14 protein-coding genes are annotated in these 14,238 nt (G+C 52.5%); 13 read left to right on the top strand and 1 reads right to left on the bottom strand.

Annotated features, from left to right (window positions below):
• The first annotated feature begins 5 nt into the window (after positions 1-5).
• On the top strand, positions 6-1,202 hold the full coding sequence (locus D7Z26_RS26445) for an MFS transporter (protein WP_120980033.1): 1,197 nt from the start codon (positions 6-8) through the stop codon (positions 1,200-1,202).
• Positions 1,203-1,274: 72 nt separating this feature from the next.
• On the top strand, positions 1,275-1,970 hold the full coding sequence (locus D7Z26_RS26440) for a M50 family metallopeptidase (protein ID WP_120980032.1): 696 nt from the start codon (positions 1,275-1,277) through the stop codon (positions 1,968-1,970).
• Positions 1,971-2,100: 130 nt separating this feature from the next.
• Here D7Z26_RS26440 and D7Z26_RS26435 read toward each other — a convergent pair whose 3' ends face one another.
• The gene (locus D7Z26_RS26435; RefSeq protein ID WP_120980031.1) at positions 2,101-2,565 is read right to left on the bottom strand and encodes a hypothetical protein; all 465 of its coding nucleotides are present in this window, start codon (positions 2,563-2,565) and stop codon (positions 2,101-2,103) included.
• Positions 2,566-2,699: 134 nt separating this feature from the next.
• Here D7Z26_RS26435 and D7Z26_RS26430 point away from each other — a divergent pair, with 134 nt between their 5' ends.
• The 11 genes from D7Z26_RS26430 (at position 2,700) to D7Z26_RS26380 (ending at position 14,237) form a co-directional block, all read left to right on the top strand.
• Entirely contained in the window at positions 2,700-3,518 is an 819-nt protein-coding gene (locus D7Z26_RS26430; RefSeq protein WP_120980030.1) for a purine-nucleoside phosphorylase, read from the top strand.
• 142 nt (positions 3,519-3,660) lie between these two features.
• Positions 3,661-4,785: an outer membrane lipoprotein-sorting protein gene (locus tag D7Z26_RS26425; RefSeq protein WP_120980029.1), complete on the top strand. Its 1,125-nt coding sequence runs from the start codon at positions 3,661-3,663 to the stop codon at positions 4,783-4,785.
• A gap of 149 nt (positions 4,786-4,934) precedes the next feature.
• On the top strand, positions 4,935-6,116 hold the full coding sequence (gene alr, locus D7Z26_RS26420) for an alanine racemase (protein WP_120980028.1): 1,182 nt from the start codon (positions 4,935-4,937) through the stop codon (positions 6,114-6,116).
• A gap of 192 nt (positions 6,117-6,308) precedes the next feature.
• Positions 6,309-6,590 (top strand): CopG family ribbon-helix-helix protein, encoded by a 282-nt coding sequence (locus tag D7Z26_RS26415; RefSeq protein WP_120980027.1) that lies wholly within the window; start codon positions 6,309-6,311, stop codon positions 6,588-6,590.
• A 3-nt stretch (positions 6,591-6,593) separates the two neighbouring features.
• On the top strand, positions 6,594-6,944 hold the full coding sequence (locus D7Z26_RS26410; protein WP_120980026.1) for a type II toxin-antitoxin system PemK/MazF family toxin: 351 nt from the start codon (positions 6,594-6,596) through the stop codon (positions 6,942-6,944).
• 78 nt (positions 6,945-7,022) lie between these two features.
• Positions 7,023-8,255, top strand: coding sequence for an aminopeptidase (locus D7Z26_RS26405; RefSeq protein WP_120980025.1), 1,233 nt, complete (start codon positions 7,023-7,025; stop codon positions 8,253-8,255).
• Positions 8,256-8,401: 146 nt separating this feature from the next.
• Positions 8,402-9,517 carry a GntR family transcriptional regulator gene (locus D7Z26_RS26400; protein WP_120980024.1) on the top strand — a complete coding sequence of 372 codons (1,116 nt, stop codon included), beginning with the start codon at positions 8,402-8,404 and terminating at the stop codon, positions 9,515-9,517.
• Positions 9,518-9,679: 162 nt separating this feature from the next.
• Complete coding sequence (locus tag D7Z26_RS26395) at positions 9,680-11,005, top strand: ABC transporter substrate-binding protein (protein WP_120980023.1); 1,326 nt, start codon at positions 9,680-9,682, stop codon at positions 11,003-11,005.
• Positions 11,006-11,115: 110 nt separating this feature from the next.
• Entirely contained in the window at positions 11,116-12,408 is a 1,293-nt protein-coding gene (locus D7Z26_RS26390; protein WP_120980022.1) for a glycoside hydrolase family 125 protein, read from the top strand.
• Between the two features lie 28 nt (positions 12,409-12,436).
• Positions 12,437-13,324 carry a carbohydrate ABC transporter permease gene (locus D7Z26_RS26385; protein WP_120980021.1) on the top strand — a complete coding sequence of 296 codons (888 nt, stop codon included), beginning with the start codon at positions 12,437-12,439 and terminating at the stop codon, positions 13,322-13,324.
• A 16-nt stretch (positions 13,325-13,340) separates the two neighbouring features.
• Entirely contained in the window at positions 13,341-14,237 is an 897-nt protein-coding gene (locus D7Z26_RS26380; protein ID WP_120980020.1) for a carbohydrate ABC transporter permease, read from the top strand.
• The last annotated feature ends 1 nt before the right edge of the window (position 14,238 follow it).

The following is a 14,238-nucleotide window of genomic DNA, read 5'->3' as shown; positions in this document are numbered from 1 at the left end:
TATCCATGTCACAACAAGAACCATCAACAAGATTATGGACGCGTTCTTTCATCGCGTTAACTGTTAGTTCGTTGCTATTGTTCCTGAATTTGCAGATGCTGTTCTCGTCATTCCCGTCTTATGCCAAGAACGAGCTTCATGCCGGAGATTTTCAATTAAGTCTCGTCACGAGCGTGTTCGCGTTCACGGCGATCGCCAGCCGGTTTATGACCGCGGCGCTTATGAAAAAGACGAAGCGGAGTACGTTGCTGTACATCGGACTCGTGATCGCCGGCATAATGACTTTCCTATACATGCTGGCCGATACGTTCGGCTTCTTGCTGTTGCTACGCGTGGGTTACGGAATCGGCTTCGGCATGGCCAGCACGATCGTTCCGACGTTAGTATCACAGGTCATTCCGAAATCGCGAATGGGAGAAGGGATCGGATACTTCGGTTTGTCCACCAGTCTTGCCATGTCCATCGGACCGATGATCGGCTTAAACGTGATGAAGCATTCCGGATTCGGTACGTTGGCTTTGATCGGGGCGATTACGCTGGTATTCGCGTTTCCGATATTAGGATTTACGAAGGCGGTTCCCATGGATCCAGGCGTTCAAGTTAAGAAGGCATCGGCCTCTAACGCTAAAGTTCCATTTAACTCGAAGCTATTGTTTCCTGCGGCGCTAAATGCGATGCTCGCGATTACGTATGGAGGCGTGCTAAGCTTCCTCGCTTTATTCGGGGATGAAGTTCATCTCGGGCAGGTAGGCTTATTCTTCCTGTTTAACGCGATTACGATTATTATCGTCCGTCCGATCTCGGGTAAATTATTCGATCGGAAAGGTTATGCGGCGGTACTCGTACCTGCTTCCCTATGCGTAACCGTTAGTTTGGCCTTGCTCTCGTACGCGACGACGATGCCGATGCTAATTGTCTCTGCTTTATTGTACGGGCTCGGGTTCGGCGCGATCCAACCATCGCTTCAAGCGTGGATGCTGCGAACGTCGACTCCGGCGCAATACGGAATGGCGAACAGCATGTTCTACAACACGACGGACCTGGGCGTAGCGGTGGGAGCATTAGTCCTTGGGGCGATTTCTGCGGCTTCCGACTACGCGTCTATGTATCGTTTCTCGGCGGGTATCATGGCGTTATTCCTCGTTGTTTTCATTATCGTCCATATGCGCGTCAGATCGTCGAAAGCGAACGCAACGGCGTGATCCTGCTCCATGCTCTAATCTATCATTGATCGTTTACAGGCATTTCGCGAATGGTATAATCTAACTGGCGCCATGTACGGCCAGAAAGAGGAGATTATCATCCGAGCGTGGATCAAAACGGCGATTTACTTAACGGTTGCGGCATTCCTGACGCGTTTCGTTCCTTTTTCCGAATTTTTCCGGAACGTCGATACGCTTGTCCATGAACTTTCCCATGCGTTGGTTACTTTGATTTTGTCGGGGAGCGTCAGAGTCATCTATCTGTACTCCGATCAGAGCGGGGTTACGTATTCCTCGTACGCTTCCGCCTGGAAAGCCATCCCGATCTCGCTTGCCGGATACATGGGATCGGCATTGTTCTCGTTATTGTTGTTCTACCTTCACTCGCGGAAAAAAGAAAAAGCAGGCTTGATCGCAATCGCGATCGTTGCCGCCTTAGGGTTGGCGCTGTTCGTGCGCAATGGCTACGGGATGGCTTGGTGCGGAGGTTTCGCCGCCGTAACGGTTCTCGTCTATACGCTATCAAGGCCAGGACTCATTAAAGGTTATTATTTGCTCATCGCCTTCATCTGCTTGGTAGAATCGGTCATTAGCGCGATCATCTTGCTCTCGATTGCGCTTCAGAGATCCGGAACGGCAGGGGATGCTTCCAACCTAAGCCAAGCCACGCACGTACCGGCGGTTTTCTGGTCGCTTCTATTCGTGCTTTTCTCGTTATGGTGCGCCAGAAGCTCGGTCGCGTTGTTCTCCAAGCGGGGATTCGACTGATCCTGTAAACCAACCCGTATTCCTTGCTTGCCCGCGATTTAACGAACGCCGCCCCTTAATGGTCGCTTCAGCGACTCTAGGGAGCGGCGTATTTATTTCGGCGCTCATGCCGAACGGAGTTGAATGAGCCTTACAACTTAAAGCCCTGCAGCATTGGTATGATGGTTCTAATCATCCCGAATCCCATTTTCATCATGGGCATCGCCTTGCCCATGAAGCCCATGATTCCGCCTAATCCGCCAAAGCCGCCTCCGCCTCCGCCTCCCAGAGGGGCGGCAGCGCCCGCGGCACCTGCGGCACCCGCAGCGTTAGCGCCGGCGGCTCCGAGGTTTCCTCCGCCGCCGAATAGGGAACCTCCCCCTAGCATCGAGCCTATCATTCCAGGCAAGAAGCTAGAAACCCGTGCTTTGCCGGCACGTTTAGACGAGGTCATTTTAGGGTTAAACGGACTTTTCCGTCCGGAAATAACCAATTGGCCTCTCTCCGCCCCCGTTACCCAACCGATATAAGAGCTACCGTCTATTAATTCGATATACACGGGCTTGCCGATCCATTGTTTTGCGGTGGTCCTCGTAATTTTCGATTTTGCAGCCATCTATTTCACCTCGCTTCCACTTGTACTATAATGTATTCCGGAGACGACGAAACGTCTGTACAGGAGTGCCGTAAAGAGAAAACGGAAAATTGAGCAAACTGAAATAAGCTGTATTACTTCGAGGAGGTTACAACATGCATCAAACAGCGAACATTATGGAAGCACGGGACTTTATTAGGAGCAAAACGAACACGGTCCCTCGCATCGGATTGATTCTTGGATCGGGCTTGGGGGGCTTCGCGGACGAGATCACGAACTCCGTCGTCATTCCGTATGAGGATATTCCTCATTTCGCACGGTCCACGGCCGTCGGACATGCCAGCGAATTGGTAATCGGCGAGTTGGAAGGTAAGACCGTCGTCGCGATGAAAGGCCGCTTTCATTATTACGAAGGCTATAGCTTGGACGAAGTTACGTTTCCCGTTCGCGTGATGAAGGCGCTCGGCGTGGAAACCATCGTAATAACCAATGCTTGCGGAGCCATCAATACGGAATTCAGTCCGGGCGATCTCATGCTCATAACCGATCATATTAATTTGGTGGGCACGAATCCGTTAATCGGTCCGAACAACGACGAATTAGGAACGCGTTTCCCGGATTTGTCGAGAGCGTACGATGTTGAATTGCGCAATATTGCCCAAAACGTTGCCCAAAGCCAAGGTATCGTCCTGCAGCAAGGCGTTTACGCCTGGTGGAGCGGTCCGGCTTATGAATCCCCTGCCGAAATCAGGATGATTCGCGTCATGGGGGCGGACGCGGTAGGCATGTCTACCGTACCGGAGACGATCGTAGCGAAGCATTCGCAAATGAAAGTACTGGGCATTTCCTGCTTAACCAACATGGCATGCGGCATTCTCGACCAACCGCTTAATCATGAAGAAGTAATCGAAGTGGCCGGAAGAGTCAGGGAAAAGTTCGTAAAACTCCTAAAGGGCATTTTGCAGAACGCATAGACGTTTTTCCAGAATGACACGCATTCCTAGCCGATTAGCGCGACGAGTTCCTTGGGCCAAGCCGGAACTCGTCTGCATAATCGGTCAAGTCCCCTCATAGACATGAACCATGGAATTACTAATGTGCAGAGGGGTGGATCGCATGCGTCGTCGGATTTCATGGATCGCCGCCATTATTGCCCTGTTTTCGGTCTTTTTCTTGGCCGGATGCGGGAGCAAGAACGCGGATACGATCGTGAAGGACCTGGACAAAGTCGTTGGCAAAATGGAGAGTTATGAAGGCAGCGGTACGATGATCTTACATACAGGACAACAACCGCTCAACTACAAGGTAGAGGTTTGGTACCAGAAACCGGATTTGTATCGCATCGCGTTAACGAACGAGAAACGCGACATTACCCAGATCGTTCTTCGCAATAAGGAAGGGGTATTCGTCCTCACCCCGCAGCTTAACAAAAGCTACCGTTTCCAGAGCGACTGGCCGGACAACCAGGGGCAAGTCTACTTGTACCAAACGCTGGCGAAGAGCATCATCACGGACAACTCCAGGCAGTTCGCGACGGACAAGGACAGCTACGTATTCGACGTAATGGCCGGCAACTATCAGAACGGCTCGTTCGCCCGCCAGAAAATCTGGCTGTCGCAGGACAATTACGCGCCGAACAAGGTCGAGGTATCGGACGCGAACGGGACCAAAATGGTCGAAGTCAATTTCGATTCGTTTACCTTCGGCAAGAAGTTTGACGAGTCGGCCTTCGACATGGATAAGAACATGGGAATCGACTCCAAAGCCAAGCCTTCGGATTCGGCGCAAGGAAATGCCAGCCCGAATGCAAGCACAAGCGCGTCTCCCGAGGCTTCTCCGAGCGACGGCGTAACATCGGCGCAGCCGGAGCAAGCAGGCGATAAGCCAACGATCGTCGATACGCTTTCGTTCATCGAGCCGGACGTGGACGCGTTGCCTGCCGGCGTAATGTTAAAGGATCGGCTCGACGTCGATCTCGGCGATCATCAAGGGGTCATGCTTCGCTATACGGGCAGCTACGATTTCACGATCGTCGAATCCGCATCCAAGGACCGGGCGGTCGCGCTAAACAATGGACGAGTGCTCGATCTCGGATTTACGTGGGGAAATCTTACCGAAGGCGATTCGAGCACGCTAACGTGGACGTACGACGGGGTCCAATACCGGCTCAGCAGCGGAGATCTTCCTCAGGAAGATATGATCCGCATCGCGCAATCGACCCAGGTATCCTCGGGGAAATAAGGAAGGAACAAGCGGACCGATCGAGTTACGATCGGTCCGCTCTTGTCTCCGACAGGAAAAGGTTGCCAGCCTGAATAACGTTGACAGTATCTCCTGCTCCCGTTAACATTAATTTATTGTAGCAATTGCAGCAGAGTAGGTGAGGGTACGTGGACGGCTATTATCGGCCCACGGTGGCCGAGATTTCCTTGGATGCCCTGGGACGCAATATCGGGGCATTTCGAGAACGAATCGCCGCCGGCACGAAGTTGCTGGCATCCGTCAAGGCGAACGGTTATGGTCACGGCGCGGTAGAAATCGCGCGGAGAGCGGTTGCCGCAGGCGTGGATTATTTGGGCGTCGCATTCCTGGACGAAGCATTGGAGCTTCGCGCAGCGGGAATTAACGCTCCCATTCTAGTGCTTGGATATACGCCTCCGGAAGGTTTGGGATTGGCGAGGGAGCAAGACGTTACGGTAACGGTATATCGGAACGATTCGCTGGATGCGATCGCCATGCTCCCCGACATCGGTAATAAATTAAAGGTGCACGTAAAAATCGATTCGGGAATGGGCAGACTCGGTCTGCTTCCCGGAGAAGGCGCGCAGCGGTTCCTGGAGAGAGCTTTCGAGCTTCCTCAGTTGGAAGTGGAAGGCATGTTCACTCATTTCGCGAACGCGGACGAGAAAGACAAGACCTATACGATGCTGCAAGTCGAACGCTTCGCATCCGTAACGGATGACGTACGCCGGATGGGCAAGACCATCCCGATCATTCATTCGGGCAATAGCGCGACGGGAATCGATCTGCCGGAATACGCGGGCAATATGCTTCGACTCGGCATTGGGATGTACGGGTTATACCCGAGCAACGAAGTGAACGCCGATGAGGTGAAACTGGAGCCGGTAATGACGTTAAAGACTTCGATCGTACACGTGAAAAGTCTGGCTGCGGGCGAAGGCATCGGATATGGGACGCGATACTTCACAAGCGGACGGGAAACGATCGGCACGCTTCCGATCGGATATGCGGACGGTTTCACCCGGATGTTGACCGGCAAAGCCGAAGTATTGGTTAGAGGACGCAAAGTTCCCGTCGTCGGAACGATCGCGATGGATCAATGCATGATTCGATTGGACGATGCTCTGGCGGAAGGCGAACCGGCGTTCATGCCGGGAGAAGAAGTCGTGATTATCGGGCGTCAAGGCGAAGAGACGCTCACGGCCGATGACATCGCGGATAAGCTAGGAACGATTAATTACGAGGTGACTTGCATGCTGGCTGCCCGGGTTCCAAGAGTTTACCGGAGTCAAGGCGAGGTCGCATCGGTCGTGAATCCGTTGCTAGGCTAGTCCTTAGTCCTTACAGGAAGAAAATGAAAGGTACTTTTTGTCTTCCTCAAGCAGGAATGTAAGATATGAATCTCGAATGGTTCAATATAAGGTCTAAAACGGGAATGTAAAGCATTTCGTATATTTATTGGCGGTCTCATGCATACTGGGAAATAGGGTGCTTGTTGGTAAATCTTTGGGGGTGTCCGTTCGGTGGCCAATGTACACAATACGAAACGCATAATGATCAGTCTTCCGGATCATTTGCTGCGCGAAGTCGATTTCGTCGTCGCCAAGGAAAACACGAATCGCAGCGAGATCATCCGCCAGGCTATGAAGCATTACCTGGTCGATCGCAAGAAGCGGTTAATTCGCGACGCGATGCAGCGCGGGTATTTGGAGATGGCTAAGATCAATTTGCACATGGCATCGGAGGCATTTCACGCCGAAGAGGATGCCGAAAGCATACTCGGGCGCTTAGTAAGCGGGGTGTAAGCCTTGATCGTGAAACGCGGGGATGTTTTCTATGCGGATTTGTCGCCGGTCGTCGGTTCGGAGCAAGGCGGGGTGCGTCCCGTTCTCATCATTCAGAACGATATCGGCAACCGATTCAGCCCAACGGTAATCGTCGCGGCCATTACGGCGCAGATTCAGAAGGCGAAGTTGCCGACTCATGTCGAGATTGAAGCGAAATCTCATGGCATGGAGCGGGACTCGGTAATCCTTCTAGAGCAAATTCGGACGATCGACAAGCAACGGTTAACGGATAAAATCACGCATCTCGACGACGATACCATGCGCAAAGTAGACGAAGCCCTGCAGATTAGCGTGGGGTTAATTGATTTTTAAGGCGAGACAGGGACCGCCGACGCGGTTGCCTGTCCTTTTTTGTGACTACGATACTTACATATGGGAGAGTGTGGAAGAATGGCGGATTGGAATCGGCAATTTGAGAAGTACGCGGAGCTTATCGTTAAAGTTGGAGTTAACGTTCAACCCGAACAGGAAGTGTTCATCACCGGCTCTATCGAGATGGCCGAGCTAGTTCGGTTGATCGCAGGGAAAGCTTATGAAGCTGGAGCAAGCAACGTCCATGTCGATTGGACGGACGAACGCTTGTCCCGATTGAAATACGAGAAAGCGGCGGACGAAGTGTTTACCCGTTTCCCCGAATGGGAATCGGCTAAGAGGAACGATTTCGTGGCGAAGGGTGCCGCGTTCATCTCGCTCATCTCCCCGAATCCGGATTTGCTTAAGGGAATCGACTCTTCGCGGATCGGCAATTATCAGAAAGCCGCGGGCCAAGGGCTGTCGGAATTCAGAAGAGCGATCCAATCCGATAAAGTGAGCTGGACGGTCGTAGCGGCGTCCACGAAGGATTGGGCGACCAAGGTGTTCCCGAACAATGAAGCGGAGCAGGCGGTCGATCTGTTGTGGGAAGCGATCTTCAAGTCGGTTAGGTTGGATGCTGCCGATCCGGTTCAAGCATGGGCAGAGCATAACGCGAACTTGCACGCGAAGAGCGACTACCTGAACGAGAAACATTTCCGCAAGCTTCAGTACCGCGCTCCCGGAACCGAGCTGACGATCGAACTGCCGGAGAAGCATCTGTGGGTTGCGGCCAGCAGCACGAACGAGAGAGGCTTCCCGTTCATGGCGAATATGCCGACCGAAGAAGTGTTCACCGTGCCGCTCAAGACCGGCGTGAATGGTTATGTGTCGAGTACGAAACCGCTGAGCCACGGCGGCAATATAATCGACGGATTCAAGCTGACATTCGAGGACGGCAGAATCGTTCGCGTGGAAGCGGAGCAAGGGCAAGATAACCTTCAACAGCTCGTGGATTCGGACGAAGGTTCCCACTACCTTGGCGAAGTGGCTCTAGTACCGCATGAATCGCCGATCTCGCAATCGAACATCTTGTTCCTTAATACGTTGTTCGACGAGAACGCATCGAATCATCTGGCGATCGGCAGCGGATATGCCTTCAACGTCGAGGGCGGCAAGAAAATGAATCCCGAGGAGCTAGCGGCCAGCGGAGTAAACTCGAGCATCATGCATGTCGATTTCATGATCGGTTCCGCGGATATGGATATCGACGGCATATTGGACGACGGGACGGTCGTGCCGGTATTCCGCCAAGGGAACTGGGCGTTCTGAGAGCATTAACATCGGGCAAAGAGGTAAAGAGCGAGCGCGCAGTCATCTCCCTATAAGGGAGGGGCTGGCGTTCGCTCTTTTTTTCTTGATAGGTTCGTTTATTTTTTGTATAGTTGATATATCATGATACATCAAGGGATGATGAAATGGACGGTCCACTCTACGAGCAAATCTATAAATACGTGTACGAGAAAATCAAAAACGGAGAGCTCCAGAGCGGAGAACGGGTCCCTTCGGAAAAGGAACTGGCCGACCAGTTCGGCGTCAGCCGCATTACTTCCAAGAAAGCGTTAGAGATGTTATCCGCCAATCGGTTAGTCGAGCGGGTGCAAGGGAAAGGCTCCTTCGTCGCCGAGACGTTGCCCGAATCGAGCGAAACGCTCCTTCCGCAAGCCGATTCTCCTCAAAATTGGAAGTTGGTCGGTTTGATTTTGCCTGATTTCGCGGACTCTTACGGTTTAAGGCTTATACATGGCGTCGAGGAAAGATGCTCGGAGCTCGGCGGACGGATGCTTATGAAAATTACATACGACAAGCGGGAAGAAGAAGAAGCCGCCATTCGTTCCTTCCTTCAATTAGGCGTCGACGGGTTCATTATTTTTCCGGTCCACGGCGAGCACTACAATTCGGAGTTGCTGCGGCTCGTGCTGGATAAGTACCCTCTCGTTTTCGTCGACCGTTACTTGAAAGGACTCGCTGCTTGCTCCGTGTACTCGGACAACCGTGCCGCCGCTTTCGACATTACCAAGTATTTGCTGGACCAGGGACATACGCAGATCGGGTTCATCTCGCTTCCCGTGGAGAATACGTCAACGATCGAAGATCGGATCCAAGGATATACGGACGCACTTATCCAGCACGGACAACGCCTTAAGCCGCAGCATTTGATGACGAATCTATTCAGTTCGGTCCCTCGGTCGTTCGAAGAGCGCAACGTGCAAGTAGACTTCGAGAACGTCAAACGATTCGTGGAACTTAACCCCGAGCTTACCGCATTCGTAGCGGTGGAGTACAATTTGGCATTGATCCTCAGGGAAGTGCTCCTCTCCATGGGTAAAGACATACCCGGAGAATGCAGTATCGTGTGCTTCGACTCCCCCCGCAATCCTTTTAACAAATACCTATTCACCCATGTCAACCAAGACGAATTCGCGATGGGACAACGTGCCGCGGATCTGCTTCAGATGCAATGGGAATCCAAAGAAGTTCCTTTCAACAATACGGTTCCCTATACGATTATTAAAGGCGATTCGACGAATTAACTTGATTGCCCGAATGTAGATTCGGGCTTTTTTATCGTTTTTCGACTTAATCCCACTATGTTGGTATATTAATTCGCAAATATTTTTATGTTGACATATTAAGATTGTGGAATTAATATACTAACTGTAAGCGCTTAATAAACTTTGTAGGGGGCTTCCGAAATGAAAAAGTGGATGGGATTGGCCTTATCCTGCTTCATGGTTTTATCGATATTGGCTGCATGCAGCAAAAACAATGACAATAACGCAGCATCGTCAGGTAATTCATCGCCCGCAAAAGAGAGCAGCTCGCCAAAAGCCGAGAACGGCAAACCCGTCGAGATTACGTTCTGGGGCGATTGGGGCGGAGAAGGCCAGAAGCAATTTGAAACGATGGTCGACGCTTTCAATAAATCCCAAGACAAGATTCGCGTGAAATACGTGCTTCAGCAAGACATGATCACGAAGTTCTTGACCGCGGCTACGTCCGGCGGATCTCCGGATATCATGTTCTGGGACCGTTGGCGCACGGATCTATACGCTCCGAAGAACGTGCTTCACCCGATCAACGAATACATGGATCGAGACGGCATCAACAAGGGCGATTATTACGACGAAGCGCTTAAGGAACTCAGCCATGACGGCAAACTATACGGTCTTCCGCTTACGGTCGATGCTCGTGCCCTCTTCTACAACAAAAAAATGTTCGCGGCGGCGAATCTGCAACCGCCTACGACTTGGGAAGAGCTGGCGACGGATGCGAAGGCGCTTACGAAATGGAACGGCAACAAGCTAGACGTAGCGGGATTCTCGCTCGGCGATGCCGGACTCTTCAATATGTATTTGCAGCAAGCGGGCGGTCGGATGATGAACGCCGCCAACGACGCTACCGATTTCAATAACGAGAAGGGCATCTCCGTCCTTAACCTGTGGGACCGAATGCTGAACCAAGATAAAGTGTACAAAATCGGTTTCGAGCAGGGCTTGGGAGAAGGAACGGACGCGTTCGTTACCGGCAAACTTGCGATGCTCTACACGGGACCTTGGATGCTGAGTACCTACAAGAAGTTCGGCCAAGACCTCGATTTCGGAGTCGTGCCGCCTCCGGCAGGACCGAACGGCGACAAAGGAAGCGTAATGGGCGGTTTCGGTCTCGTTATCGCGGAAGGCTCGAAGCATAAGGACGAGGCATGGGAATTCGAGAAATGGTGGCTTGCCAACAAGGATAACGTGTTGCTTTGGTCCAAGATGAGCTTGAACATCCCCGGCTTCAAGCCGGCGCTCGACGACCCGTTCTTCAAAGACGATCCGTCGTGGAAGCCGTTCCTCGATACGCTCGAGTTCGCGAAGATCAGACCGCAACACCCGGGCTACTCGGTCATGGAAGGCGACGGACTCGTTCCGAACCTGCAATTGTTCCTGGAAGGCAAGCAAGATGCGGCAACGACGCTCAAGAAAGCGCAAGAGCAGGGAGATCGACTGCTAAAGGATAATGCGGAAGCGAAGTAACGAACTTTCGTTTCGCTAACGGCGTTCGGCATGGGAACGAGAAAAGGGAGGCGAACCTCCCTTTTCCTTTTCCATCGGATTAAAGAGAAGCAAGAAGGAGAGGAACTGCCATGGCCCGACTTGCCAACTCGCTTGCACACTTGAATCAATGGATCGGAACGGTGCAAGACAAGCTTCCGGATCGTCCCAAGACGCAGGCTATGTTCGCAACGTGCATTCGCAATACGATCGAAACGACTTTCCGTCATCTGCCCGACGGCACCGCTTTCGTCATTACCGGGGACATTCCGGCGATGTGGCTACGGGACTCCGCCGCGCAAGCGAGACCTTACCTCCTGCTCGCCGCGCAAGATTCCGAGATTGAAAACCTGCTGCAAGGAATCGTGGAGAGTCAGCTGCGTTACGTCATTCACGATCCTTACGCCAACGCGTTTAACGATTCTCCCAACGGCCAAGGGCATCAGAAGGACGATACCGTGATGACGCCTTGGATCTGGGAGAGGAAATACGAGGTGGATTCCCTCTGCTATCCGCTTCAGCTAGCTTATTTATTATGGAAGAACGCGGGGTCAACGGTTCATTTTAACGAGACTTTCAAGAAAGCCGCGTCCCTCATTCTCGACGTATGGACGAAAGAACAAAACCATGAACACGATTCGGAATACCGTTTCGAACGCGGGAACTGTCCGATTTCAGATACGCTTCCAAGAAACGGGAAAGGGACGCCGACGGGGGTCACCGGCATGACCTGGTCGGGCTTTCGGCCAAGCGACGACGCCTGCGAATTCGGTTACTTGATTCCCTCGAATATGTTCGCGGTCGTCGTGCTCGGCTACCTTGCGGAAATCGCCGAAGACGTGCTCGACGACCCGGCTATGAAAGCGCGGGCGGAATCGCTCGCGAAGGAAATCGCCGACGGCATCGCCGCTTTCGGAACTTACGATCACCCGGTCTACGGAAGGATCTATGCTTACGAAACCGACGGGCTCGGCCATTCTAATCTCATGGACGACGCCAACGTTCCGAGTTTGTTGTCCATCCCGTACTTGGGATACGCAAGGGACGGCGATCCCGTCTACGCGAACACGAGAAGGTTCATTCTGAGTAAGGATAATCCGTATTACTACGCGGGAACGGAAGCATCGGGGATCGGGAGCCCCCACACGCCCAAGGATTATATTTGGCCGATCGCGATCGCCATGCAAGGGCTGACGTCGGACGATCCCGAGGAGAAGGTTCGAATGCTCGATCTTCTGGAGCGGACGGACGGCGGCAAAGGGATGATGCACGAAGGTTTCCATAAAGACGACCCGACGGCGTACACGAGGGAGTGGTTCTCTTGGGCGAACATGATGTATTGCGAGTTGGTGCTCGACGTGTGCGGAATCCGGGTCAAGAGATAGAAGATCGCAGCGAAAGGAGGTTAGAAACATGTTACGATCCCGCAAGCTGAACGGACACCAAGCGCGAATGGCGTATTTGTTCATCTCCCCGACGATTTTGCTGTTCGCCGTATTTACCGTCATCCCGGTATTCATGGCTTTCTACCTCAGCTTTACCAATTACGATGTCTTAAGCCGAATGGATTGGATCGGCCTCGCCAACTACAGGAAGCTGATCAACGACGATTTATTATGGCAAACTTTCCGCAACGTGCTCTATTACACGGTTATTTTCGTTCCGCTCAACATTCTGACCTCTTTGCTAGTCGCTTTGTTGCTTAACAAAGCGAGGATGGGCGTCAAAGTGTTCCGCACGTTGAATTACTTGCCGACGCTTACTTCCGCGGTGGCGGCGGCGACGGTCTGGTTGTGGATTCTGCATCCCGAATTCGGCTTGCTCAACGGTTTCCTCGGCTATTTCGGAATAACCGGTCCCGCATGGTTGTCTCAGACGGATACGGCGATGGCTTCCGTCATCATGGTGACGCTGTGGCAAGCGATCGGTTCGAATATGGTCATCTATCTGGCCGGCTTGCAGGGGGTTCCCGATTACTTGTACGAATCCGCGAAGCTCGACGGCGCGAACGCTTTACAGCGGTTCCGCTTCATTACTTGGCCTCAGCTTCGCCCGACGACTTTCCTGGTCAGCACGATGTCCATTATCGGCGCTCTTCAACTGTTCGACCAGGCGTTCGTCCTTACTCAAGGCGGACCGGCCAACGCGACCAAAACGCCGGTCTACCTCATCTATCAGCAGGGCTTCAATCAGTTGCAGATGGGTTACGCATCCTCGCAGGCGTTCGTTCTGGCGTTGGCGATCTTGATTTTCTCCTTGGTCAACATGAAGCTGTCCAAAGCGGAAGAGTCTATCGTATAGAAAGCGGTGAACGGTTATGAAATTATCTGTTTCTTCTATTCATCCCGGATATGGCCGGGCGCTCCGCACGGCCGTTTTCTATATCGTGGCTTTCTGCGTGTCCATGGCCATGTTCCTGCCGTTCTTATGGAGCGTACTCACGTCGCTAAAGCCGGACGACGAAATATTCGCTTTCCCGATTCGGTGGTTGCCTTCCCGGATCACCTTCGAGCATTACTCGGCCGCCTTCTCGACCGTCCCTTTCCTGAGGTACTTCGGCAACTCCTTTTTTCTCGCCGTCATGGGCGTCCTGACGAACTTGTTCTTCGGTTCCCTAAGCGGTTACGCATTCGCCAAACTCAATTTCAAGCTGAATAAACCGATATTCCGCGTCTTGCTGGCGGCAATGATGATTCCCGGAGTCGTCACGATGATTCCGAGCTTCTACGTACTCATGCATTTGCCCTTCTTCGGAGGAAACGACTGGTCGGGATCGGGCGGACACGGTTTAATCAACTCGTTCCTGGCGATCATTCTTCCCGGCGCGTCAGGTACGTTCGCGGTGTTCTTCATGAGGCAGTTTTTCTTGACGCTTCCCAGCGACATGATGGAGATGGCCCGAATCGAAGGGGCGGGAGAGTTCCGGATATTTTTGCGAATCTATCTTCCTTTGACGAAGCCCGCTCTCGCAACGCTCGGTATTTTTACTTTCCAAGCGGGATGGAATTCGTTCCTGTGGCCGATGATCGTGCTGAACGACCCTCTGAAGCATACGATTCAGATGGGATTGCAAGCTTTCTCCTATAACCATCAGACCGATTTCGGACCGATGATGGCGGGCGCGCTCGTCGCGATATTGCCGATCTTGATATTGTTCGTGTTGCTTCAAAGGTACTTCGTTCAAGGGATCGCCTTCAGCGGCGTAAAAGGTTGAC

It is taken from the genome of Cohnella endophytica (assembly GCF_003628305.1).
GTDB classification, from domain to species: Bacteria; Bacillota; Bacilli; order Paenibacillales; family Paenibacillaceae; genus Cohnella; species Cohnella endophytica.
This window is presented reverse-complemented; position numbering and strand designations above follow the sequence as displayed.

Excerpts from the sequence above, each read along its gene's own strand:
- D7Z26_RS26425 (WP_120980029.1), top strand. The coding sequence starts at position 3,661 with ATGCGTCGTCGGATTTCATGGATCGCCGCCATTATTGCCCTGTTTTCG.
- D7Z26_RS26435 (WP_120980031.1), bottom strand. The coding sequence starts at position 2,565 with ATGGCTGCAAAATCGAAAATTACGAGGACCACCGCAAAACAATGGATC.
- D7Z26_RS26385 (WP_120980021.1), top strand. The coding sequence starts at position 12,437 with ATGTTACGATCCCGCAAGCTGAACGGACACCAAGCGCGAATGGCGTAT.
- D7Z26_RS26380 (WP_120980020.1), top strand. The coding sequence starts at position 13,341 with ATGAAATTATCTGTTTCTTCTATTCATCCCGGATATGGCCGGGCGCTC.
- D7Z26_RS26440 (WP_120980032.1), top strand. The coding sequence starts at position 1,275 with ATGTACGGCCAGAAAGAGGAGATTATCATCCGAGCGTGGATCAAAACG.
- D7Z26_RS26395 (WP_120980023.1), top strand. The coding sequence starts at position 9,680 with ATGAAAAAGTGGATGGGATTGGCCTTATCCTGCTTCATGGTTTTATCG.
- D7Z26_RS26400 (WP_120980024.1), top strand. The coding sequence starts at position 8,402 with ATGGACGGTCCACTCTACGAGCAAATCTATAAATACGTGTACGAGAAA.
- D7Z26_RS26445 (WP_120980033.1), top strand. The coding sequence starts at position 6 with ATGTCACAACAAGAACCATCAACAAGATTATGGACGCGTTCTTTCATC.
- D7Z26_RS26405 (WP_120980025.1), top strand. The coding sequence starts at position 7,023 with ATGGCGGATTGGAATCGGCAATTTGAGAAGTACGCGGAGCTTATCGTT.
- D7Z26_RS26390 (WP_120980022.1), top strand. The coding sequence starts at position 11,116 with ATGGCCCGACTTGCCAACTCGCTTGCACACTTGAATCAATGGATCGGA.
- D7Z26_RS26430 (WP_120980030.1), top strand. The coding sequence starts at position 2,700 with ATGCATCAAACAGCGAACATTATGGAAGCACGGGACTTTATTAGGAGC.